At 47.9% G+C, this 20,809-nt stretch carries 24 protein-coding genes; 13 read left to right on the top strand and 11 right to left on the bottom strand.

All coding sequences use genetic code 11. The annotated features are described in order from the left end of the window. Nucleotides 1-33: 33 nt before the first annotated feature. The 4 genes from XMD564_RS10790 (at nucleotide 34) to XMD564_RS10775 (ending at nucleotide 4,523) form a co-directional block, all read left to right on the top strand. The gene (locus XMD564_RS10790) at nucleotides 34-1,971 is read left to right on the top strand and encodes a TRAP transporter fused permease subunit (RefSeq protein WP_173482021.1); all 1,938 of its coding nucleotides are present in this window, start codon (nucleotides 34-36) and stop codon (nucleotides 1,969-1,971) included. After that, nucleotides 1,968-3,284, top strand: a complete 1,317-nt coding sequence (locus XMD564_RS10785; RefSeq protein ID WP_173508318.1) for a sulfatase — start codon at nucleotides 1,968-1,970, stop codon at nucleotides 3,282-3,284. Before XMD564_RS10790 ends, XMD564_RS10785 begins: the two co-directional genes overlap by 4 nt. A gap of 28 nt (nucleotides 3,285-3,312) precedes the next feature. Then, a complete protein-coding gene (locus tag XMD564_RS10780) occupies nucleotides 3,313-4,101 on the top strand; it encodes a sulfite exporter TauE/SafE family protein (RefSeq protein WP_173482019.1) in 789 nt (262 codons plus the stop codon). Between the two features lie 83 nt (nucleotides 4,102-4,184). After that, nucleotides 4,185-4,523 carry a carboxymuconolactone decarboxylase family protein gene (locus XMD564_RS10775; RefSeq protein WP_173482018.1) on the top strand — a complete coding sequence of 113 codons (339 nt, stop codon included), beginning with the start codon at nucleotides 4,185-4,187 and terminating at the stop codon, nucleotides 4,521-4,523. A gap of 62 nt (nucleotides 4,524-4,585) precedes the next feature. Here XMD564_RS10775 and XMD564_RS10770 read toward each other — a convergent pair whose 3' ends face one another. Next, on the bottom strand, nucleotides 4,586-5,431 hold the full coding sequence (locus XMD564_RS10770; RefSeq protein WP_173508317.1) for a universal stress protein: 846 nt from the start codon (nucleotides 5,429-5,431) through the stop codon (nucleotides 4,586-4,588). Nucleotides 5,432-5,440: 9 nt separating this feature from the next. Beyond that, nucleotides 5,441-6,919 carry a SulP family inorganic anion transporter gene (locus XMD564_RS10765; protein WP_173482016.1) on the bottom strand — a complete coding sequence of 493 codons (1,479 nt, stop codon included), beginning with the start codon at nucleotides 6,917-6,919 and terminating at the stop codon, nucleotides 5,441-5,443. A gap of 341 nt (nucleotides 6,920-7,260) precedes the next feature. On the opposite strand from XMD564_RS10765, the gene XMD564_RS10760 reads away from it, so the two are divergent. Genes XMD564_RS10760 through XMD564_RS10745 form a run of 4 tightly spaced genes read left to right on the top strand, consistent with a single transcriptional unit; the run spans nucleotide 7,261 to nucleotide 10,066 of the window. Continuing rightward, nucleotides 7,261-7,743 carry a DUF2489 domain-containing protein gene (locus XMD564_RS10760; protein WP_173484714.1) on the top strand — a complete coding sequence of 161 codons (483 nt, stop codon included), beginning with the start codon at nucleotides 7,261-7,263 and terminating at the stop codon, nucleotides 7,741-7,743. Continuing rightward, a complete protein-coding gene (locus XMD564_RS10755) occupies nucleotides 7,743-8,117 on the top strand; it encodes a hypothetical protein (RefSeq protein WP_173506372.1) in 375 nt (124 codons plus the stop codon). Before XMD564_RS10760 ends, XMD564_RS10755 begins: the two co-directional genes overlap by 1 nt. A 9-nt stretch (nucleotides 8,118-8,126) precedes the next feature. Then, on the top strand, nucleotides 8,127-9,278 hold the full coding sequence (locus XMD564_RS10750; protein ID WP_371740273.1) for a methionine aminotransferase: 1,152 nt from the start codon (nucleotides 8,127-8,129) through the stop codon (nucleotides 9,276-9,278). After that, nucleotides 9,266-10,066 carry an amidohydrolase gene (locus tag XMD564_RS10745; RefSeq protein ID WP_173482012.1) on the top strand — a complete coding sequence of 267 codons (801 nt, stop codon included), beginning with the start codon at nucleotides 9,266-9,268 and terminating at the stop codon, nucleotides 10,064-10,066. Before XMD564_RS10750 ends, XMD564_RS10745 begins: the two co-directional genes overlap by 13 nt. Here XMD564_RS10745 and XMD564_RS10740 read toward each other — a convergent pair. Together XMD564_RS10740 and XMD564_RS10735 are read right to left on the bottom strand one after the other, a co-directional pair. Continuing rightward, entirely contained in the window at nucleotides 10,063-10,593 is a 531-nt protein-coding gene (locus tag XMD564_RS10740; protein WP_173482011.1) for a hypothetical protein, read from the bottom strand. The two genes, XMD564_RS10745 and XMD564_RS10740, sit on opposite strands and share 4 nt — an antisense overlap. A 102-nt stretch (nucleotides 10,594-10,695) precedes the next feature. Continuing rightward, complete coding sequence (locus XMD564_RS10735; RefSeq protein WP_173508316.1) at nucleotides 10,696-11,271, bottom strand: rhodanese-like domain-containing protein; 576 nt, start codon at nucleotides 11,269-11,271, stop codon at nucleotides 10,696-10,698. A 152-nt stretch (nucleotides 11,272-11,423) separates the two neighbouring features. Between XMD564_RS10735 and XMD564_RS10730 the strand changes: the two genes are divergently transcribed. Further along, nucleotides 11,424-11,966 carry a hypothetical protein gene (locus XMD564_RS10730; protein ID WP_173508315.1) on the top strand — a complete coding sequence of 181 codons (543 nt, stop codon included), beginning with the start codon at nucleotides 11,424-11,426 and terminating at the stop codon, nucleotides 11,964-11,966. Nucleotides 11,967-11,975: 9 nt separating this feature from the next. Here the strand turns inward: XMD564_RS10730 and XMD564_RS10725 are convergent, their stop codons facing one another. Next, on the bottom strand, nucleotides 11,976-12,335 hold the full coding sequence (locus XMD564_RS10725) for a hypothetical protein (RefSeq protein WP_173482008.1): 360 nt from the start codon (nucleotides 12,333-12,335) through the stop codon (nucleotides 11,976-11,978). 234 nt (nucleotides 12,336-12,569) lie between these two features. On the opposite strand from XMD564_RS10725, the gene XMD564_RS10720 reads away from it, so the two are divergent. Then, nucleotides 12,570-13,358, top strand: coding sequence for a DUF3530 family protein (locus XMD564_RS10720; RefSeq protein ID WP_173508314.1), 789 nt, complete (start codon nucleotides 12,570-12,572; stop codon nucleotides 13,356-13,358). Nucleotides 13,359-13,360: 2 nt separating this feature from the next. Here XMD564_RS10720 and ppiC read toward each other — a convergent pair whose 3' ends face one another. The 3 genes from ppiC to XMD564_RS10705 all read right to left on the bottom strand — a co-directional run bounded on the left by ppiC (nucleotide 13,361) and on the right by XMD564_RS10705 (nucleotide 15,576). Further along, entirely contained in the window at nucleotides 13,361-13,639 is a 279-nt protein-coding gene (gene ppiC / locus XMD564_RS10715) for a peptidylprolyl isomerase PpiC (protein WP_173483246.1), read from the bottom strand. Nucleotides 13,640-13,679: 40 nt separating this feature from the next. Next, nucleotides 13,680-14,831, bottom strand: coding sequence for a SulP family inorganic anion transporter (locus XMD564_RS10710; RefSeq protein WP_173508313.1), 1,152 nt, complete (start codon nucleotides 14,829-14,831; stop codon nucleotides 13,680-13,682). Between the two features lie 73 nt (nucleotides 14,832-14,904). Further along, nucleotides 14,905-15,576 (bottom strand): DUF4395 family protein, encoded by a 672-nt coding sequence (locus XMD564_RS10705; RefSeq protein ID WP_173483244.1) that lies wholly within the window; start codon nucleotides 15,574-15,576, stop codon nucleotides 14,905-14,907. Nucleotides 15,577-15,744: 168 nt separating this feature from the next. On the opposite strand from XMD564_RS10705, the gene XMD564_RS10700 reads away from it, so the two are divergent. Further along, on the top strand, nucleotides 15,745-16,179 hold the full coding sequence (locus tag XMD564_RS10700) for a flavodoxin domain-containing protein (RefSeq protein WP_173482003.1): 435 nt from the start codon (nucleotides 15,745-15,747) through the stop codon (nucleotides 16,177-16,179). On the opposite strand, the gene XMD564_RS10695 is transcribed toward XMD564_RS10700, so the two are convergent. Genes XMD564_RS10695 through XMD564_RS10685 form a run of 3 tightly spaced genes read right to left on the bottom strand, consistent with a single transcriptional unit; the run spans nucleotide 16,159 to nucleotide 19,140 of the window. Then, nucleotides 16,159-16,734: an alpha-ketoglutarate-dependent dioxygenase AlkB gene (locus tag XMD564_RS10695; RefSeq protein WP_173484710.1), complete on the bottom strand. Its 576-nt coding sequence runs from the start codon at nucleotides 16,732-16,734 to the stop codon at nucleotides 16,159-16,161. The two genes, XMD564_RS10700 and XMD564_RS10695, sit on opposite strands and share 21 nt — an antisense overlap. Further along, nucleotides 16,734-17,624 (bottom strand): ribose-phosphate diphosphokinase, encoded by an 891-nt coding sequence (locus XMD564_RS10690; protein WP_173508312.1) that lies wholly within the window; start codon nucleotides 17,622-17,624, stop codon nucleotides 16,734-16,736. Before XMD564_RS10690 ends, XMD564_RS10695 begins: the two co-directional genes overlap by 1 nt. Nucleotides 17,625-17,631: 7 nt before the next feature. Next, a complete protein-coding gene (locus tag XMD564_RS10685; RefSeq protein ID WP_173483240.1) occupies nucleotides 17,632-19,140 on the bottom strand; it encodes a thymidine phosphorylase family protein in 1,509 nt (502 codons plus the stop codon). 141 nt (nucleotides 19,141-19,281) lie between these two features. Between XMD564_RS10685 and XMD564_RS10680 the strand changes: the two genes are divergently transcribed. Together XMD564_RS10680 and XMD564_RS10675 are read left to right on the top strand one after the other, a co-directional pair. Continuing rightward, the gene (locus XMD564_RS10680) at nucleotides 19,282-20,076 is read left to right on the top strand and encodes a DnaT-like ssDNA-binding domain-containing protein (RefSeq protein ID WP_173483239.1); all 795 of its coding nucleotides are present in this window, start codon (nucleotides 19,282-19,284) and stop codon (nucleotides 20,074-20,076) included. Then, nucleotides 19,994-20,800, top strand: a complete 807-nt coding sequence (locus XMD564_RS10675; protein ID WP_173483238.1) for a replication protein P — start codon at nucleotides 19,994-19,996, stop codon at nucleotides 20,798-20,800. The genes XMD564_RS10680 and XMD564_RS10675 overlap by 83 nt, the downstream gene beginning before the upstream one ends. The last annotated feature ends 9 nt before the right edge of the window (nucleotides 20,801-20,809 follow it).

The following is a 20,809-nucleotide window of genomic DNA, read 5'->3' as shown; positions in this document are numbered from 1 at the left end:
GCAGCTTTGCCTCGCTTATTTAGAGTCTTAATTATGAATACTTCTCTCGCAGCTACTGTGCAAAAGTCGATCGCTTTTGTTTTGGGTATTGTGGTGGCCTTCTACGGCCTTGCAAATATCCTTCCAGCTATTGGTGATTTCCGTTTAGGGCCTTTCCCTATGCACTGGTTCCGACCTACCTTCTTCGCACTTTGTGTAGCGATGGTGTTGGTTGATCTGGCTGATTCAAGCAAGAAAACGCCATGGTGGGTTCTTCTTACAGGATTGGCAGCTACTGCTGGCCTCTTCTGGGGTAGCTTCGAGTTCTATTTCGTCGCGCGCGATATTGATGATGCAATGTTCCTATTTGGCTCATACGAGATGTGGGTCGCAGTTTGCTCGGCTGCAGGTGCTCTATTTTTCTGTTGGCGTATTTGGGGCATTCCGGTTGCAATCCTTGGGGTGATCGGAATTGCGTATATGTGGACAGGGCACCTTTGGCCGGGGCCTTTACGTACTGTTAACAGCGGTATCGAAGAGATGTTGGCGCAGAATCTACTCTTCTCGCTTGATACAGGCATTATGGGAAGTACCTTCTCAATCGTTATTACAACAGTATTCCCATTCATCATTCTAGGTGCCGTTTTAGAGGGCGTTGGTGCCGGTGAGTCGATGATTCGCATCGCATTCTACTGGATGCGTCGCACTGCGGGTGGCCCTGCCTATGCAGCGGTCATGTCATCTGGCCTGTTTGGTACCGTGTCGGGCAGTGCAGTAGCTAATGTTGTCGGCACCGGTGTCGTGACCATCCCAATGATCATGCGTCGTGGCTTCACGAAAAGTTTTGCTGGCGCTGTAGAGGCATCGGCTTCTTCTGGTGGTCAGATTATGCCACCTATCATGGGTGCCGCTGCACTGGTCATGGCGGACTTTGCAGGTGTTGGCTACCTGACGGTTATCGTAGCTGTATTAGTACCAGCTGTAGCTTATTACGTCAGTGTCTGCACGATGATCTACTTCGAGACTAAGCGTTTGGGAATTCAGCCTAACGAAGAGGATATTGCCAATACTCCAGTTCCAGAGAGACAGGACTACCTTAATCTTCTAATGATTTTTGGCCCGCTGCTTGTGATCGTGGTTCTACTGATTCGAGGTATGTCACCATCGGGCGCTTCGATTACCGCTCTAGCACTGCTATTCCCATTGAGTTTCATTAACCCTGAGATTCGTAAACAGCCTGCTCGTTTGATTAAGTGTCTGTCGGATGGTGGATCCACCTTCGCAGGCCTTTTAATGGCGATTGCGGCGGTCTCAATTGTTATCTCAGCGCTTTCAGCAACGGGTGTGCCGGTCAAATTTGGGGTACTTCTAAACTCAGTGGTGACCGATTCATTGATGATTTCGTTGATTGTTGCGGCAGTCGGGTGTGTGATCTTGGGTATGGGTATGCCAACGCTACCCGCTTATGTAACGGTAGCAACAATCGCGATTCCAGCGATGCAGATGCTCGGTTTGGACACGCTAACGGCTCACATGTTTGTGTTCATGATCGCAGTGGGTTCAGCCATCACCCCACCCGTTGCAATAGCGGCCTATGCTGCAGCCACCATCTCAGGGGGTAAACCGATTAAGACATCCGTTGATGCCTCTCGAATCGGTATCATGATCTTCTTGATACCTTTCATGTTTGCTTACAACCCTATGATGTTGAGTGTCGATCAAGAGAATATTCAGTTCGCTTGGCTGCCTTGGGCCTGGTTGATGTTGAAACTGATTGTCAGCATTCCAGTTCTTTCAAGTGCACTGATCGGTTTTGATAAATCAAAACTGAATATCTTCGAAATTGCACTGCGCATCAGCTGTGTCGTGTTGATGTTTGTTCCTGACGGTTACTGGGATCTAGTCGGTCTTGGTGGAGCGGTTCTTATCCTGCTTGCTCACCGTCGTATTCTTGGATTTAACAGCCTTATTAAGGAAGGTGGGGCACTATGACCAATATTATTTACATTGTTGCTGATGATCTGGGTTATGCAGATCTAGGCTGTTACGGTGGTCGTGAAGCACAGTTTGGCATGATCTCTCCAAACATCGATCGCTTGGCAGAAGAGGGTATGATCTTTACCGACGGTTATGCGAACTCCCCCGTCTGTTCTCCGACACGTTTTGCCTTGATGACCATGGCATACCAGTACCGTTTACGCGGTGCATTGGAAGAACCAATCAACAGTCGATCAAAGGGTGACCCTCGTCTAGGCTTACCACCAGAAATCCCAACCTTGCCTTCACAGCTAAAAAAGGCGGGTTACAACACAGGTCTAATCGGCAAGTGGCACCTTGGCTATCCACCTCATTTCAGTCCACTCAAATCGGGCTATGATGAGTTCTATGGCATTATGGCGGGTGGTGTGGATTACTTTAGCCATGTCAGTGGTAAGGGTGACCATGATCTCTACATTGATGAAGAGGAGCACCATGAGCCGGGTTATTTGACGGATCTATTGTCAGAGCGTGCGGTTCAGTTTGTAAACCGTAAAGCAGATGATGCGAAAAACGGTAAACCTTTCTTCCTAAGTCTTCACTACACGGCGCCACACTGGCCTTGGGAGACGCGCGACGACGAAGAGGTCTCTAAAAACATCACCAATCTTTTCCATCTTGATGGCGGTAACATTCATACCTATCAACGTATGATTCACCACATGGATGAGGGGATCGGGAACATCATGGCTGCGCTTGAAGAGCAGGGCCTAACAGAGGATACCTTGATCGTCTTTACCAGCGACAACGGTGGTGAGCGTTTCTCCGATAACTGGCCTCTGGTCGGCGGTAAAATGGACCTAACAGAGGGCGGTATTCGTGTCCCTTGGGTGGTTCGTTGGCCTAAGGGCATTAAGGCTGGCCAGAAAACGACTCAGCACTGTATGACAATGGATTGGTCATACACTCTGATGAAGATCGGTGGCGGCGAAGCGGACCCAAGCTACGCAACGGACGGAGTAGATTTGACACCTGTTCTAACGGGTCAAGTTGAGAGCTTTGAACGTCCTCTCTTCTGGCGTATGAATCACCGTGATCAGCGTGCCTACCGTATGGGCGATTGGAAATACCTGAAAGTTGATGAGCATGAGTATCTATTCAATGTCGTCAACGATGCACGCGAACGTGCGAACCAAGCTAAGAACTATCCAGATAAACTGGCTGAGATGCGTCAAGTTTGGATGGATTGGAATGATACTATTCCAAGCATCCCTGACGATGCTTCTGTTAGTTTGAGTTATGGTCGAGCAGATATGCCGCAGCGATAAGCTGCGGTTTTTAATTTAGGACAATGTGATGGAACTCTCTCTCTTCAGTAGTCTGGATCCTTATGCAATTGTGGCAGGATTCTTCTTCTCGATGCTGATCTTTTTATCGGGTGTTGGCGCTGGCGTTCTGGTGGTTCCCTCCCTGATTGTTCTGTTTAATCTGGATCCAACATTGGCGGTTGCCAGTGGCTCATTCTTTGCCTTTTTAGCGAAGGTGTTGATGACAGTTGGTCATGCGAAGCAGGGTGGGGTTAACTGGACGGTTGGTCGAAAGTTTCTCTACCTATGCTTGCCGGTCACCATCCTCAGTGCCTTGAGCTTAACACTCGTTTCGGATCCAGAGATGAGAGTGACAGTGGATCGAGTGCTGATGCTACTCGTTCTTCTTGCTGGCCTGCTCTCTCTCGCTTCGATGTTTACTAAACGGATTAAAGAATATTTAAGCAGACTCAGCCTCTCTTGGCTCAGTGGTATCACTGGTTTTTTGATGGGTCTTACGGGTGTGGGTGGCGGAGTCCTAGTGGTTCCAGCACTCTCTTCATCTGGCGGGCTCTCTGTAAAATCTGCCGTAGCGACGTCGATTCCTGTTGGACTGATTCTATCACTGGCAGTCTCAATCACCTTTGGTAGCCGCGGTGTCATGGATTATGCACTGGTGGCCTCCTTGATGGTCGGCTGTGTGGTCTCTTTGCCGTTGGCCTCTAAGCTCTTTTCACGTTTTAGTGAAGAGTCGATTAAACGGATAACGGGACTCTTTATTGGTCTGGCCCTGATCGGTTTAGTTGAAGCCCTATTAGAATCTATGCACTTAATTTAGAGAATTCTAATTTAACTGACCTATCTCAATACCTTTCCTACCCACTTCTCTATTCTGCTTCTAACTTAATTTAGGAGCAGGCTATGAGTCATAACTACCCAGAATATCGCGATCACCTTAATGAATTTGCCGCTAAGCTGCCGAACGGTGCGCGAAAAGGCTTTGCTGCGTTGCATCAAGGCACCATGAAAGAGGGGGTGTTGGATGTTAAAACGAAAGAGCTTATTGCGCTGGGCATTGCAATTGCGATCCGTTGTGATGGCTGTATCGCCTACCATATGAATGCCGCGACCAACGCTGGTGTTACTCGAGAAGAGCTTGACGATATGATTGGGGTTGCTATGTTGATGGGCGGTGGACCTTCAATGGTCTATGGTGCACAAGCAATCGAGGCGTTCGAGCAGTATCAAGCTCAAAAGTAATTATGTACATTGCCTAAGAGGGTATTAAACCTCCTAGGCAATGCTATCAAAAACAGATAAGACTAACGCAACAGAAGGACGGGCGTCGGTGTTCGTCTTAGAAGTGAGGTAGTGGTACTGCCAACCAGCATCTGGCGGATACGCGAGTGTCCGTAAGCGCCCATTACCAGCAGCTCTGAACCCGTCTTAGACTCATGCTCCAGAATAACTTCTTCTGCTTCACCTGCCGCTAATGTGGCATTCACATTAAAGCCAGCCTCCACTAGGACCTTTTCAGCGATCTCCAACTCCTGTTTAAAGTCGAATGTCGCTGGCCCTACCATTAATAGCTCACAATCAGCCTCTTTTAACAGTGGGCTTTTGGCAACCATATCCAGAGCTTTACGAGCGGTTTTGCTACCATCGTAAGCGATCATAAAACGCTTGGGTTCAACCAGTGCTGTATCTGTAATCAGAATAGGGCGATGCAGTGCGCGAATGATCGGTTCGATATGAACCCCCATTGCATCCCCATGCGCGCCTTTGCCTAACACGAGCAGACGAGTATCTGACTGCTCCTCTTCAAGGGTCTGCTGCAGGTCGCCATGACGTTGTGAGGTTGAGGGTTCGAAAGCACGATCTTGGTTGGCTCTCTCTAGAGCGGCATTCAACATGACACGACCCTGTTCACGGGCAATGCGCCCACGCTGCTCATCAAGAGAGGCGAGCTCTTCTAGAAGAGACTCACGGGCACCCAGTCCAATGGTGCCACTGAGTTGACTCTTCTCTTCCGTTGGGAATTCACGTTTATCTAGAACGTGCAGAAGCTTAAGAGGTGCTTGAAGAATTCGGCTCGCCCAAGCGGCCGTGTCACACACGGCTTCTGAGCGTTCACCGATGCCATCAATACAGGCTACAACTTGAGTCATAAATACTCCTTAGTGTCCCATCAGCTCATCGATCTGATCAGGTTTGTCGTGTACGGCGAATTTATCCACGATGGTCGCGCTCGCCTCGTTCAAACCAACGGTATCAACCGCAATCCCTTCACGACGGAATTTAAGAATCACCTTATCCAGTGCGCCGACGGCAGTTAAATCCCAGAAGTGTGCACGTGATAGATCAATGGTGACACGATCCGTGTCCTCTTTGAAATCAAACGCAGCGGTGAACTTATCACTTGAACTGAAGAATACTTGGCCGACAACACGATAGACACGATGGTTTTCGCCCTCGCCATCCTCTTTGCCAATGTAGAGGAATTGACCAATTTTGTTGGCAAAGAATAGGGCGGCTAACAGCACACCGGCAAAGACGCCAAAGGCTAGGTTGTGAGTCGCCACAACGACGGCGACCGTCGTCAACATAACGATGTTGGTCGACATTGGGTGTTTGCGTAAGTTAAAGATCGACTCCCAAGAGAAGGTACCAATAGAGACCATGATCATCACGGCCACCAGCGCTGCCATCGGAATCTGAGAGACCCACTCATCTAGGAAAACAACGAGAATGAGCAAAACCACACCTGCAATCAGTGTTGATAGGCGTGTTCGACCGCCTGATTTCACGTTGATCACTGACTGGCCGATCATCGCACAGCCTGCCATGCCACCAAACAGGCCTGCACCGATGTTGGCAAGGCCTTGGCCTTTACACTCACGGTTTTTATCACTTGAGGTGTCAGTAAGGTCATCAACGATAGTGGCGGTCATAAGAGACTCAAGAAGACCTACGACTGCAAGTGGCAATGAGTAGGGGAGAATGATCCACAGTGTTTCTAGTGTCAGAGGCACATCTGGCCATAAGAAAATAGGGAGTGTGTCAGGTAGTTCACCCATATCGCCTACCGTACGAATATCCAGTCCCAGTGCCATTGAAACCGCGGTCAAAACAAGGATGCAGACAAGTGGTGATGGGATTTTAGTGGTTAGGTAGGGGAAGGTGTAGATAATCACCAAGCCTGCTGCTGTCATTGCATAGACGTGCCAAGTGACATCAATCAGCTCAGGTAACTGCGCCATAAAAATCAAGATCGCCAGAGCGTTTACAAACCCAGTCACTACCGAGCGTGATACAAAACGCATCAACGAGCCTAAGCGAAGATAACCGGCACCAATCTGAATAACACCTGTTAAGAGGGTTGCTGCCAGTAGGTATTCAAGGCCGTGCTCTTTCACCAAGGTGACCATCAGTAGGGCCATGGCCCCCGTGGCGGCCGAGATCATGCCCGGGCGTCCACCGGCAAATGCGGTGATGACAGCGATACAGAAAGAGGCGTATAGGCCGACTTTTGGGTCAACGCCTGCAATGATCGAGAAGGCGATCGCTTCTGGAATCAAAGCCAAAGCAACAACCAAACCAGAGAGGATGTCGCCACGTACGTTAGAGAACCAGTTGTAGTGTAGTGATGGGCTCATTGGGACCTTCAGGGTATTGAAAAACGAAAGTCCGCAATTTTATCAGCTTTCAAGCCGTTTGTCGGTGGTCGGCCGGTTTTGAGTTATTGATCGGATTTGCTAGGGATGTAGTTCTGAAAAAAACTGATATGAGTATTAAAACCACGAGAAAGAGCGAGTGCTCTTTTGTGGTTCATTGGCAGCTCACCGGCTAGAATAGCGCTAAATTCTTTCGTATCAAGACCGCATAACTCAGCAGCTTGCTCTGCAGTCATCCCGGTTGGTTTTAAGTAGAGCTCCTCAATAAGAGTTCCTAGCTGTGCGTTTGAATCGAGAATTAACATGGTAATGGATTAGTGAACATGAACGAGAGTCTAGTATACACCCTGATCTTAATTGGTGTGATAGCCATTGCACTGCTGGCCTGGTTTATTACCAAACAGTTGCGTGAACAGCGAGAGATAACGCGTCAGTTAGCCGAGCAAGAGGAGAAATTGGCGGTAGAGGCAGCAGCCAATCGACGTTACCTAACAGAGAGCATTCGTATCATCTCTAATGCCATACTGCACGATGACAAGATCACTTTGACAGAGGGGTGCATGCGTCTAAAAGTGATGATTGATAATTATGACGCATCGCTGCATCAAGACCCTGACTACCAAGTGATTGAAGAGGTCTATGGTAAAACTTCCCACATTCCTATCCTTCAAGATTGGAAAGCCTTGGATAAACAGTCACAGCGAAAATTTCAGATGGAGATGCTGAAAGTAGAGGTTGAATGCCAAGAGCGAATCCACGCCGCGGCTCAACGTCTGATTGATCATGAGATGCATAGGGTGCACTGATGTCCATACTGCCAGTATTTATCTTTACTCTGTTGGCAACTCTACTGTTGGTCGCGGCACTGACCTTTGGCAGAACACCCAGTTATCGCCCAACAAGAGGATCGGTGATCAATCTACTTGAACGTGTGCTCTCTGGGGAAGCCAAAGTGACCGAGTGGGATCTCTTTCTAGGCTTGCCAATACAGTCAGATCCACTACTGGAAGAGGCAAGGATTGATTGCCTCAGGATACATGAAGGACTTGATGGCGAACAAAAAGCGAGTGAAGGTCTCGCCAACTATCTATATGATCGAAAAGGTCGAGAGCGCATTGCACAGGTTCTCGAACGGTTAAAAAAAGCGATTAAAAAAGAGCCCACAATACGAGAGTTTTAGGAGCCAAGCGTGCTGAACTACCCCAAAACTAAACTGCCTTCTGTCGGTGAAACCATCTTCACAACAATGTCTGCATTAGCGGCTGAAAAACAGGCAATCAACCTGTCACAGGGCTTTCCAGATTACCTAGGCCCACAGAAGTTACTAGACGGTGTTGGTCGTGCGATTACCTCAGGCAACAATCAATACGCCCCTTTGGCCGGTGTTCCCAAACTGTTGGAACAGATTAAACTCAAAGTGAAAAACTATTATGGTCGTGATTTGGATGTGGCCAATGAAGTGACTGTAACGCCAGGTGCTACAGAGGCGATCTATTCAGCGATTACCTCCGTGATTCAGCCCGGTGATGAGGTGATCGTCTTTGATCCCGCCTATGATAGCTATCAGCCTTCCATTGAGATTAATGGTGGAGTGCCCGTTCATATTAAGTTGCTACCGCCCAATTTTTCGGTGCAGTGGGACGAGGTAAGAGCAGCCATCACCTCTAAAACCCGTATGATCATCATTAACACGCCACATAATCCGACGGGATCTATTTGGCAGCGTTCCGATTTAGATGCGCTGGCAGACATTGTCAGAGGCACCGACATATTGATCATCAGTGATGAGGTCTACGAGCACCTGGTCTATGACGGACAGGTGCATCAAAGTGTGAATACTCATCCAGAGTTGATTGAGCGTTCGTTCATTGTCTCCTCGTTCGGCAAAACCTATCACGTCACAGGCTGGCGCACTGGGTATTGTGTTGCGCCTGCGCCATTAACCAAAGAGCTGCGCAAGGTTCACCAGTACGTTACATTCACAAGCCACACACCGATTCAACATGCGATAGCGGACTTTATGGTTGAAGAGCCAGACTACCCACGAACATTGCCTGAATTCTTTACGCAAAAACGCGATCGATTGGCTAAGGGGCTGCAAAACAGCCGTTTTAAACTGCTCAACTCGAGTGGTACCTATTTTCAGTTGGTTGATTACACAGCGATCAGCGATGAGCCTGATGATCAATTCGTACTGCGTTTGATTGATGAGGTGGGTGTCGCAGCCATTCCTCTTTCTCCGTTCTACTCAAACGGTGAGCAGACAGGTTGTATTCGTCTCTGCTTCGCCAAAGCTGATGACACCCTTGATAAAGCGATTGAACGCCTATGTCGAATTTAACGCTGAGCTATCTTCAAATCGATCTTGCTTGGGAGGACTCTCAGGCCAACCGTAAGGCTATCGAAGAGCAGGTATTAGCTTTAGATAGCTGCGATATTGTCGTTATGCCTGAGATGTTTTTGACAGGTTTTACCATGTCACCTGAAACCTGTGCAGAACCCATTGATGGCAAGAACTTACAATGGTTGATTGAACTCGCGTCTCAAAGCGGAAAAGCTCTGGCAGGCAGTCTCTCTGTTTCTGTTGCAGGGGAGTATCGAAATCGCTTCCTCTTTATCACCCCTGAGGGGCGTGTCGCTAAATACGACAAACGCCATCTGTTCACTATGGGTGATGAGCCAAATCACTACTCGGCCGGTGAAGAGCGCGTCATTATTCACTACAAAGGGTGGCGAATTATGCCGCTGGTCTGTTATGACCTTCGTTTCCCGGTATGGTCAAGAAATTGTGATGAGTATGATCTGCTTCTCTATGTGGCTAACTGGCCGGCTGCTAGAAGAGTCGCGTGGCGCTCTCTGCTTCAGGCGCGAGCCGTGGAGAACCTAGCCTATGTTGTTGGAGTCAATCGAGTCGGTACGGACGGAAATGGACTGGAGTATTCTGGCGACAGCCTGGTGATCTCTTTTGATGGGGAGTTGTTAAAAGAGAGTGAACCGTTTCAAGCAACGATCGAATCTGTTTCGCTGAATAAAGACGATCTTATGGAGTATCGATCTCGCTTCCCGGCGGCCGCCGATCGTGATGCGTTCACCTTGAGCGGTGTTAAGCGCAGAATCGTTGAACTTTAACGAAGTTTAAGCGGGCGCATGCAACGATACTCAGGTAACCCCTCTTTGGTGGGTACAATCGCACTGAGGCGAAGTGCGCTTTCAAGATGACCCGCTAACTCCTTAGGTAGTGGCTCTTCAAATGGGTCAAATGTCTGAAAGTAATCGATTAAAGGATTTCTAAAGAAATAGAGTGCGGATTCAGCGGTAATTTTGTCGCACAGTGCTTTTGCTTTTCGCGTACTTCGGGAATCATCAAACGCACCCTTAAGGCGTGTCTCAACGATTAAAATAATATCGGTTTCAGGTGAAGAGGAGATGTAGGCGCGCATGCCAATCTGCTCGTCTCGGGTATTAAGAAGATCTGCAATATTCGGGATTAACTGCTTATCTAGATCAAGGTTGAGTCTGTAAAAGCCCATATCAATCAGTGTGACCGGTCTCTCTGCAAGTTGGTAGAAGGCTCTAGCAGAATCATCGGCTTTGAGAGCGCCGCTGACCAATAACACGGCTGAGATAATAAGGGCTTTTAGAGAGTAGGTTTTCAATTCATGTTCCTGATCAAAATTTAGCCTATTTTATTCATTGAACAGGAATAAAAAAAGAGGCTCTAAGGCCTCTTTAGAATATTTATCAGCTCACTCTCTCAATTAGAGTTCACCCTCAACCGTTGTAAGTCCATGAATGGTCCAATCTTGGTAACCACCACGGTAGTAGTAGATCAGTTCTGCTGGGTAGCCTTCACGGATCATGGCACGAATGCCGCTTGGGCTTTGTGGACAGGTGCTTGAGTTACAGAAAGCGTAGATCTTAGTTGTAACGTCTGCACAGCTCCAACCCTCACCCTTTTTCTCACAACCGAATTGATCCATGTTCATGGCAACTTCAGTGTATGGAATGTTGATAGATCCAGGGATGGTACCTAGTTGAAGAACGTGATCTTTCATACGCATATCAACGATCATGTTGTTCTCTTTACCAATCGCTTCGATCACATCGATCTCACCAACTGGCGTTACACCTTCTGCTGGAACCACTGGTTGTAGGTAACCCTTAATCAACGCAGGTGGAGTTTTAACTCGAGTGATCTCCATTGGGCCATCTTCAAGCTCAACGGTGTAAGCGTTCATTTTGTCCCATAGCTGGATGTGTTCGTCGCTGGCGATTGCAGTGAATGTGGTACCCGCAAATACTGCAGCGGTAGCGATGCTTAAAAGCTTTTTCATGATCTTTCCTCAGTGTTAATAGCGACTCTTACTTTTTATAACCATAAACAAGAGTCTTATTACCATTATCCTCTTCTGCTTTGGAAAAGTCTTATTAATTTTTAACCTCTGCTATTATTCTTTGATCGAATAATTACTTCGTAGGTCCTGGCATGAAAAAACTGACTCCACTCTCATTAGCCCTGTTTTTGATGACGGCTTCTAGCCACTCAATGGCAGAGATGTCCGTTGATCACAGCAAAATGACTCAACATGATCACGAGATGATGATGAAGCATCTCGGCATGTCTGAAGAGGAGGCTACACCTATCGTCAATGACCAGAGAGAACTCGTGTTGTTCCCTGAAGCTGAATACCATCTCACTTTGCAGAACATGCGAGACCACCTGAGAGGGGTAAACCTAGCCCTAATGAATGTGGCCTCTGGAGACTATGTTAAGGCTGCAGAAGCGATTGAGCAGCACCTTGGTTTTGGCAACAGTCACGGTGCTAATGGCCTGCATTCAGCTCGAGAGTATATGCCTTCTGGTATGCAGATGTTGGGTCACGGGATGCACACTAAAGCCAATGCATTAGCTACGACGCTCAGGGATGCGGAAATTACCGAAGATAGCCAGGAGATTTTTCTGAAAATGGCCGATCTTACGTCGCAGTGTGTGGCCTGCCACGATGCGTATCGATTGGGCGCAGAGTAGAAGCTAGAGCTAGTTTGCGGCGTTTGAGCTAACAGGTGATAGCACACCACCCACATCAACCGCGCCTAATGCGACGTTTACCATGGCGTTAGTACCAACATCGGCAAGTATCTGCTCTTCATTGAGTGGATTCTTGCCGCAACTCTCCAACATGTTGGATGCATTTTTGCGATCGACATAGTCCAAGGCTGCGTTGGCACCGATGATGATGGGTGCCAATCCAACGGTCGCTACCGTCAAAATAGGCGTTGCAATGTTACGTCCCCATTTTAACTTCTCATGCTCAGTGACCGTTGACATGGATGATTCACATTGGGCAGTGACTACATCGCCATTGATACGTAGCTTATGAGCCGTGTCGTAACTCACGCTAGAGCATCCACTTACCAGCAGTGTTGAGCAGATTAAAGAGGTTGCGATGATTCTCATTGGACTTTGCTTTTGTACCATTAATGAACATTGTGACACTTATCTATATAGAGACAGGTTTTCCTGAAAAGTTCCCTAAGTTATTAATTTATTTTAAAAGTGACTCAATATTTACACCTTTTCGTATTCTGCTTTAATACAGTTAACCTGTCTGATTCATCTTAGGAGTTTGTCATGCGCCTATCTACCTTCCCGTTAGCATTTACACTGTGGGTATCGATGATTGCCACTGTCGCTCATGCTCAACGAGTCCCTGATCTTGAACGTGAACAACGGATGGTGGATGAAATAGTTGATGTCATCTTTGATGGCGACCCTATAGAACTCAGTGACGGTGATCGGGAGTTTCTAGCGATCTTTATGGAGGCCGACGAGCCAAAAGGGACAGTGATCATCGCTCATGGACGTGGTTATCACGCCGACTGGGAGAGCGTTGTAAACCCTTTGCGAGTGGGTTTGGTTGAAGCGGGTTGGAATACCCTCAGCATTCAACTTCCGGTTTTGGAAAAGAGCGCTAAGTATTTTGACTACGTCGATATCTTTGATGAAGCTGCCCCACGTTTCCAGGCTGCGACTGAGTTTGCTAAGGAGCAGGGTGGTCAAGTTGTTTTGCTCGCTCACAGTTGTGGTTCACACATGGCGCAGCGTTGGATTAAGAATCAACCTGAAGCGAGCTTAGCCTCATTTGATGCCTATGTCGGAATCGGGATGGGAGCCACCGATTACAAACAACCGATGGTAGAACCTTTTCAGCTCGATAAAATGCCAATGCCAGTCTTAGACCTTTATGGCAGTGAAGATTTCCCGGCTGTTATCAGAAAAGCGCCAGAGCGTCTGGCTATGCTGGAAAAAGCAGGTAATCCAAAGTCGGCACAGCTGGTTGTTGAAGGGGCAGAGCACTACTTCAAAACACATAAATCTGAGTTGGTCGACACTGTTTCTGGTTGGTTAGATAGGCTTTGACCTTAGTTACGGTAAAGGGTCTTAATTAGATGGTAGCCAAAACGGGTTTTGATAGGGCCGTGTACCTTTAAGATCGGGCGCTTAAAGACCACATCATCGAAGGCTTTGACCATATCGCCACGATGAAACTCACCGAGGCTACCGCCTCTCTTGCCTGATGGGCAGATAGAGTGTTTTTTAGCGAGCTGATCGAACTTCTTACCCTTTTTAAGCTCAGCTAATATCGCCAAAGCTTCCTCTTTGGTCTTTACCAAAATGTGTACTGCAGATGCGGTGGCCATAGTCTCTCTCGAAATAGTTATGCTGTGAATTCTATCAGATCTACTCTAGCGCTTCTGCTAAGGTGGCGGTAAAACTTAACTGGTTCGGTAGAGGTGTCAGGTCAGATCGAGAGACAGTTTTTAACGGTTGAAACTGCAGATCTGCCAAAACGATTTCACAGCCATCCTGAATTCGACGTTCAATGAAACGTTCAAGTGCCGACAGCCCGCCGGCATCCAGTATCGATACACCATCTAGGTATAAGATGATTTTTTGTTTTCCTTGGCTTAGGTGCTCCAGTTGGTCAAAAACTCGATCAGCGGCAGCAAAGAAAAGCGGACCGTTGATTTTGTAGACGGCGGTTCTTTCAGAGAGCGGCCTAGGGACATGTTTACGCACCCCACTGATATCTTTTACTTGGGTCATCTGTGCTATGTCTCGCATGAAGAGCAGTGCCGCTAGCACGACGCCCACGCAAATGGCGATCACCATGTCAAAGATGACGGTCAGCGAGAAGCAGCTAGTCTCTATCTCGTTAAAGCCCCAGAGAAAAGCCGCTAGGGTTCCGACAATGGCAGCTGGTAGATAGGTTGGAATGGGCGTTTTAAATTTTGGCCAAATGATCAATGAGGCCAGTGTCACCACCCCGACAACGAGCTCCCCGGTGTGAATGGCAGGAAGATGGTCAAACAGGGTGACAAGCTTGGCAAAGAAGAATTCAGGCATTTCAGCTATATGAAGGCCTAGGAAATCATTGAGTTGCAATACTGCGATAACGACGGCAATGCCACTGGTGAAGCCGAGAGTCACCGGTTCGGGTATATACTCAATCAACCGACCTAACCTCGCGAAAGCGAGCGTGAGCATGATCAAACCGGCCAGAAGCGTTGCGAGTAGAAGTCCATTCAAGCCGTAACTTTGAGCAACGGGATAGAGTATGACTACGAATGCAGCCGTTGGGCCTGAAACGCTGTATCTAGAGCCACCGGTTAAAGGGATCAATATACCGGCAATGATCGCTGTATAGAGACCGTACTGTGGAGGTACACCGCTGGCAATGGCGAGTGCCATAGAGAGCGGAATGGCGATGATACCGACAGTTAAACCGGCGAGTAGGTCTTTGATGAAATGATCAAAACGGTACCCCTCTTTAAAGACCTCACGCAGAGCAGTGAAAGGGAGTACCGAATTAAAACGTGATCGATGTGGCATGTCAGTGAGGACCATATAGATCGTATAAGATCCTCACAATTTATAAGGTTTTGAGTGAACTAGCTATCGTCTTTTAGTCGTTGCTGCTGTCAACACAGGTGTCACAGTGCTCTTTGAAGATACCAACTTTTACCAGCACCGAGTGGAACCAACAGCCTGCACACCAACCTGCAGCGGCTTCAAGCCACATGAAGGTTAGACAGAGAGGAATGGTCACCAGAGGGGTCCAGCGAGGCATCCAGTTTTGTGTGGTTGTCAGCAGTTCACTTCCTGTGAGGCTGTTTACAAATTCGGCAACCGGTACCGGGTTGAAGAACAGCAGGCAGGCGGCAACCAGTGCGGTACCAATCTTCCAAGCAAACTTCTTAGGCTGGTATGGGCGGTAGACTGGCTTGTGGTGACGGTTCATAGCACCGGCAATCCAGAACAGGGGGCAGAGCCAGGCGGTGCGTTTGCTTTGACTTAGCACCATCTCCCAAAGGACATAGAGCAATAGGTAAGTTTGTGGGGTCCAGTCGTAGACCTGGCGAACGACCTCAGCGGAGTAGATGATCTGCCCAGCCATGTTGGTTTCCCAAGTATCTTCCAGTGTGCTGGGATCAACAATGAAAGCCGAACCATTGATCGTGTTGTAGAAGATGACTAATATAGAGACGGGTACTAAGAATAGAAAAGCGGCACGTGTTCTAACAACATTGTCGTTGACCATGTCGTAACTCATTGGGTGAAACAGTGGGTTTCTCATCAGTGATCCTCTATTGTTTTTATATTAACTGTTCCTAATAATAGGCTAGGTATAAGCGTTAATAATAGATGCTGCTTAGGTTAAGTTTTTCTTAACTAGTTTGGTTATAGATCTCTTGGTTATTTATTAACTTTACTAATATAAGCGGCTCTCCAGCAGGGTTATTGGATGTCTAAGTTTCAAATCATCGTCGGTACCGTTTATGGTTCAACTATTGAATTGGCTGATGAGTGTCAGGAATTTCTGACCACTCAGGGACATCAGTGTGAATGGCTAGATACACCCGAGCTCTCTGATCTTGATCCATCAGCTTCCCTGCTGATTATGACGGCATCGACAGGAATGGGAGACATCCCAGACGGTTTGATGCCGCTCTACTGTGATCTATTAGATGAAGAGCCCGATTTAACCCATCAGCGCTTTGCATTGGTAGGGTTAGGGGATTCAAGTTATGACTATTTCAACGGGGCGGCCAAACGACTGTTTGAAGTGTTTTCAAATCTGAAGGCTCAATCGTTGGTTGAGCCGCTCTATGTTGATGCCAATAAAGATCCTGAGCCAGCAGAACCTGTTATGCGTTGGCTAGCGAGCTGGATCGATTAGTCGAAAGGTTAGATTGATTCTCGGTTGTTTAACGCGAAGACGTTTTGGCACTGAGTGCTCCCAATACTCTTGAACTCCAGGGTTCATGATCAGCAGAGAGCCGTGGCTGAGTTCAAAGTCGACGGTCTCTTTTCTACTCTTTAGATCTCTAAATCGAAAGGTGCGAGAGCTCCCTAGTGACAGTGACGCGATGACAGGCTGTTCGCCCAGTTCTGGCTCGTTATCACTGTGCCACCCCATACTGTCATGCCCATCTCGATAGAGGTTACAAAGAACGGCATTAAATGTGTGGTTGGCCGTTGACTCGATTTTGTCTTTAATGGATTCGAGAATGTTCGGAAAGCCGCTACCCTCCATTGTCAGATTAGAGTAACGATAACTGACACCTTTTGATGCTACAAAGCACTGCAGTCTTGGAATAGGGTGGCTTTTTCCATAAAGGGTAATACTCTCTTGGCGCCACTCTAAGGTGTCTGTGAGCTCTGTGAGCAGTGCATCTGCTTCTTTAGAACTGAGAAAACCCTCGATCAGTTTAACGTTTAAATCACTACCCATTACAGCTGTTCAAGATAGCCCATCAATTGCGTAGCTATGACCGGTGTCAGATCTAATGAGTTCGTCTCATGGACAATGCTGTTGCAGCTGTGAATTTCGGCAATATCTTTCAATAGTGCATATGCATCTTTAGCGAAAATACCATGGACTCCGATGATCAAAGGTTTACCCATCTCCGCTGACTCCAAGTGTTCAATGGTCGCTAGCATGGTTCTGCCGCTGGAGATGATGTCATCGACTAATACAGGACAATAGCCTCTGTATTGGGCCAGTTCAGGCTCTGTCACAGAGACATCGTAATCACCTGATCGCTCTTTCAACAGGATCTGATAGGGGCGATTAGATGCGTTTGCGATGGCAGCTACCCACTGTTCACTCTCTTCATCAGGGCCGATCAATAATAAGTTGTCGGTTTGCGCTTTTAGGAACTCGGTAATCACCGTTTGCGCCGTGCAGACCATTCCGTTGAGTGTATAAACCGCATCCAGTGTTGGATAACGATGTAGGTGTGGATCGACCGTTATCAGTGCATCAAAGGCGAGGGATAGGTGCTTAGCAAAGTGTCTAGAGGTGATCGATTCGCCAGTATGAAAACGTTTGTCTTGGCGCATATACGGAAGATAGGGTGTGATCAGACAGATATTGCTAGCGCCTAGCTCGCGAGCATTTTCTGCAAAACTGAGTAGTGGAAACAGTTTCTCATTGGGTTGGTATAGGTCGCAGAAAATAACCACGTTGGATTCTGCTACGTCGGTATCAACCCTGAGAAACGTCTCCCCATCAGGGAAGTGACGGATTTCAAATTGACCTAGTGGTAGACCGGTAGCTTCAGCGAGTTTCTCCGGAATAGGGTGGCTTGGAGATAGATTAAATAGAATGGAGTTTTTCATAAGTCACCTATTCACCAAAGGTTAAAATTTGTAGGTGTGATTGCAGATAGTCTACCGCGTAGTTTAGCTCGCCAATGTGTTCAGCATGAATCGTTAGCATGGGCTGCCCACGTTTGATCAGATCGCCTACTTTAACGTGTAGATCAACCCCCGCCGCCGCATCAGCTGGCGCACCGGCCAACTTGGCGACTTTGGCTAGGATACGATTATCAACAGTGGCGAGAGTGCCATCCTTCTCCGCTAACATTTCGTAACGATAGTGGGCTATAGGTGGCTCTTTAAAAGCGCCTTGCGCCTGACAGATGGCAACAAATTTCTCCCAAGCTTTCCCCGTTGTAACCAACTCTCTGGCGAGCTTTTCACCTTCGCCAGGTGATACTTTACCGCTTAAATCGAGCATTGCACCGGCAAGGTAGACCGCGCGATTTAGCAGATCCTGAGGTGCTTGCTCATCACATTTTAAAACTCGGACAATATCTCGCGCTTCAAGAGCGGGTCCAATTCCCTCACCGACCGGTTGAGTCCCGTCTGTCTTAACAATGGCTAAGGTGACACCTAAGTTATCAGCCACTCGTTTAAAACTGTTTGCTAGCTTATCGGCGGCTTCATCATCTCTAACTTTAGCGGTTGGCCCTACTGGAATGTCGATCAAAACGTGGGTCGCGCCTGCGGCTACTTTTTTTGATAAAACAGAGGCGATCAGCTGTCCTTCACTGTCGATATCGAGTGCGCGTTCTACTTGAATGAGTAGATCGTCAGCAGGGCTCAGCCTCACGGACCCTCCCCAGGCTAAACAACCTCCTTCCGAGTGAACGACCTCTCGCATCTGATCTAAGGTGAGACTGACATCTGTGAGCGTCTCCATGGTGTCAGCGGTACCGGCCGGCGAGGTGATTGCTCGTGAAGAGGTTTTGGGAATGGTTAAGCCTGCAGCCGTTAATATGGAGACCACAATGGGCGTGGTGCGGTTGCCGGGTAAACCACCCACACAGTGTTTGTCTAGGACCTGATCTAGCCCCCAATCAATAGTGCTTCCAGCATTGATCATTGCGCGCGTGAGAGAGGTGATCTCTTCATCATCTAACTTGTCGTCACCACAGGCGGTAATAAAGGCGGCTAAGTAAACATCAGCGTAACGTTCATCAACGATGTCATTAATAATTTCGCTAAACTGCTCTTCATTTAATTTATGGCCATAGACCTTTGATCGCACATGCGACAGCGAATGAACAGGCCTTGGGTGAGACAGCCATATGGACTCATGTCCTATCAGTTTAAGTTTCTCCCAAGCCGATTCAGAGAGTCCGATCTCCCCCTCGTCAATTAGGTCTCCCGTCACGATATTCAACGTGGCGATCATGTGATTCTGTTCTGTCGAGACGAGGACGCGCGTTAGGCTGTTAAACCCTTCCGATTTGCAGACAGAACTGTCTGAACGAAGGTAGATGTTGGGTTCGTGGTGTGTATCAATCCCTAAACGGCGTGCCCTTAAGGGATTCATTTTCTCTGGAAACATAGGTCACTCTTATACTAAGACTAAATTCAGTCTACTTAAAAACGGGATACTTTCCACAAGAGTTCAAACAGTAATGAGGTTTCTACTGTTATGGATCAATCGGCGCTGTTAAAATAATTGATCAACTTTGAGAGTGTATTGATGAACGATCTACCCGAACAGCCTCTATCTGTCTCCCCATCCCTAGCATCCAAGTATGGTGTGGATGGTGCGCTGCTGTTGGGTCTGATTGAACAGTACCGCCTTATTGTCAAAGCAGATGAGTTAACTCTCTCATTGTCTGCGTTGCAGGAGCGCTGCCCCTTCTGGAGTGAGGCACAGTTGCTTGAGCATCTTTACACGCTGGCATCTGAATCCCTGTTTGGTCTGCAAGTATCTGATGATCAACTGCTGATTAGTTTTGAAAAGGGAGCTTCTCAATCCGTAGCAACGCCTGCGACAAAACAAGCGCCTGCAGCCATCCAGGCGACAGCTGCTCGACCTCAAACTCATCGTTTGCCAAACTCTAGACGGAACGTGCCGCCCAGTTTTGGTGGTGGCTGGCGTCGATCAACCAATGAGTTGGACGAAATTTTCGAAGCGGCTGAACAAAAACGCAAACTTCAAATTCGTATGGATGTCTCTTGGAGGCCTGATGAGAGTTTCTATCAGTTGCTTCAGCAGCATGGTATTGAAGCTCGATTTGCGGAATCGCATCTTGATGAATTTACACTCTACTATCTGGATAAACTTGATCACCAGAGCGTTTGGAACCAGAAATTCTTAGCCTGGGTAAAACGTGCCGTTCGTGATCAAGAGAGCCGTTCGGCTAAAGCTGAACGTTTTAACGAATCTTCACAAGCCGGTGGGCAGCATGAAAAAAGTCGACGAGATACTCGGGAAAACCGAAAACGGGTTACCGCAGCCGTCATGGACCTCAAAAACCTCGACTGGTAATCGCTCACTCAGTACGCCGGAACATGAGGCGCCGCAACGCGAGCTGATCAGCCAAGAGACCAAAGCGATGGTCAACATGGTGTTTGCTCGTTTCATGGCGATCTATGGCCATAAATTCAAAAGTGCTTTTGAAACCGAGCAGGAGATTATGATTGCCAAACGTGAGTGGGCAATGAGCATCTCTGGCTATGGTGAAAATGAACTGGTAGCGGCTATTAATCGTTGTAAAGAGACCTTAGCTTGGATGCCATCCATCTCAGAGTTCCTCAACATACTAAAAGAGGTTGGAGCAGACTTTGGTCTTCCTAGCAGTTATGAAGCTTACCAAGAGGCTTGTCGATACGCGGGCGATCATCATCACGATTGGTCTCACCCTGCTGTCTATGAGGCGGCCAAGCAGACCGGTTGGTATGAGATTCGAGGGGAGGCGGAAGCCAATATCTACCCACGTTTTCGATACTACTACGATATGATTTCAAAGCGGGTGCGTGCTGGTGAGACGATTGATCAACCAGTGCCTGTTGCGATTGAAGCCAAAAGCGAAGTGACGCATGCAACCACCATGCTCGAGTTTGCTAAAACCCATCAGATCGATGAGGCTGAAGCCTGCAAATTGCTCTATTACTTGACCTTGCCTGAGGGCTCTAATGTCCGTTCGCGACAGTACCAGCAGAGTTTAGCAACGGCTCAAGATCGTGGTTGGACGCTGCCGACTACTCAATAGTCAGATTCA

Origin of the sequence: Marinobacterium sp. xm-d-564 (genome assembly GCF_013283345.1) — a bacterium.
Lineage (GTDB): Bacteria > Pseudomonadota > Gammaproteobacteria > Pseudomonadales > Balneatricaceae > Marinobacterium_E.
The sequence above is the reverse complement of the archived record's forward strand: the minus strand, read 5'-3'. Positions and strand labels throughout refer to the sequence as shown.

Excerpts from the sequence above, each read along its gene's own strand:
- XMD564_RS10745 (WP_173482012.1), top strand. The coding sequence starts at position 9,266 with ATGTCGAATTTAACGCTGAGCTATCTTCAAATCGATCTTGCTTGGGAG.
- XMD564_RS10770 (WP_173508317.1), bottom strand. The coding sequence starts at position 5,431 with ATGACTCAAGTTGTAGCCTGTATTGATGGCATCGGTGAACGCTCAGAA.
- XMD564_RS10765 (WP_173482016.1), bottom strand. The coding sequence starts at position 6,919 with ATGAGCCCATCACTACACTACAACTGGTTCTCTAACGTACGTGGCGAC.
- XMD564_RS10760 (WP_173484714.1), top strand. The coding sequence starts at position 7,261 with ATGAACGAGAGTCTAGTATACACCCTGATCTTAATTGGTGTGATAGCC.
- ppiC (WP_173483246.1), bottom strand. The coding sequence starts at position 13,639 with ATGGCCACCGCATCTGCAGTACACATTTTGGTAAAGACCAAAGAGGAA.
- XMD564_RS10705 (WP_173483244.1), bottom strand. The coding sequence starts at position 15,576 with ATGAGAAACCCACTGTTTCACCCAATGAGTTACGACATGGTCAACGAC.
- XMD564_RS10675 (WP_173483238.1), top strand. The coding sequence starts at position 19,994 with ATGAAAAAAGTCGACGAGATACTCGGGAAAACCGAAAACGGGTTACCG.
- XMD564_RS10695 (WP_173484710.1), bottom strand. The coding sequence starts at position 16,734 with ATGGGTAGTGATTTAAACGTTAAACTGATCGAGGGTTTTCTCAGTTCT.
- XMD564_RS10790 (WP_173482021.1), top strand. The coding sequence starts at position 34 with ATGAATACTTCTCTCGCAGCTACTGTGCAAAAGTCGATCGCTTTTGTT.
- XMD564_RS10785 (WP_173508318.1), top strand. The coding sequence starts at position 1,968 with ATGACCAATATTATTTACATTGTTGCTGATGATCTGGGTTATGCAGAT.
- XMD564_RS10685 (WP_173483240.1), bottom strand. The coding sequence starts at position 19,140 with ATGTTTCCAGAGAAAATGAATCCCTTAAGGGCACGCCGTTTAGGGATT.
- XMD564_RS10730 (WP_173508315.1), top strand. The coding sequence starts at position 11,424 with ATGAAAAAACTGACTCCACTCTCATTAGCCCTGTTTTTGATGACGGCT.
- XMD564_RS10720 (WP_173508314.1), top strand. The coding sequence starts at position 12,570 with ATGCGCCTATCTACCTTCCCGTTAGCATTTACACTGTGGGTATCGATG.
- XMD564_RS10690 (WP_173508312.1), bottom strand. The coding sequence starts at position 17,624 with ATGAAAAACTCCATTCTATTTAATCTATCTCCAAGCCACCCTATTCCG.
- XMD564_RS10780 (WP_173482019.1), top strand. The coding sequence starts at position 3,313 with ATGGAACTCTCTCTCTTCAGTAGTCTGGATCCTTATGCAATTGTGGCA.
- XMD564_RS10680 (WP_173483239.1), top strand. The coding sequence starts at position 19,282 with ATGAACGATCTACCCGAACAGCCTCTATCTGTCTCCCCATCCCTAGCA.
- XMD564_RS10735 (WP_173508316.1), bottom strand. The coding sequence starts at position 11,271 with ATGAAAAAGCTTTTAAGCATCGCTACCGCTGCAGTATTTGCGGGTACC.
- XMD564_RS10775 (WP_173482018.1), top strand. The coding sequence starts at position 4,185 with ATGAGTCATAACTACCCAGAATATCGCGATCACCTTAATGAATTTGCC.
- XMD564_RS10700 (WP_173482003.1), top strand. The coding sequence starts at position 15,745 with ATGTCTAAGTTTCAAATCATCGTCGGTACCGTTTATGGTTCAACTATT.
- XMD564_RS10710 (WP_173508313.1), bottom strand. The coding sequence starts at position 14,831 with ATGCCACATCGATCACGTTTTAATTCGGTACTCCCTTTCACTGCTCTG.
- XMD564_RS10755 (WP_173506372.1), top strand. The coding sequence starts at position 7,743 with ATGTCCATACTGCCAGTATTTATCTTTACTCTGTTGGCAACTCTACTG.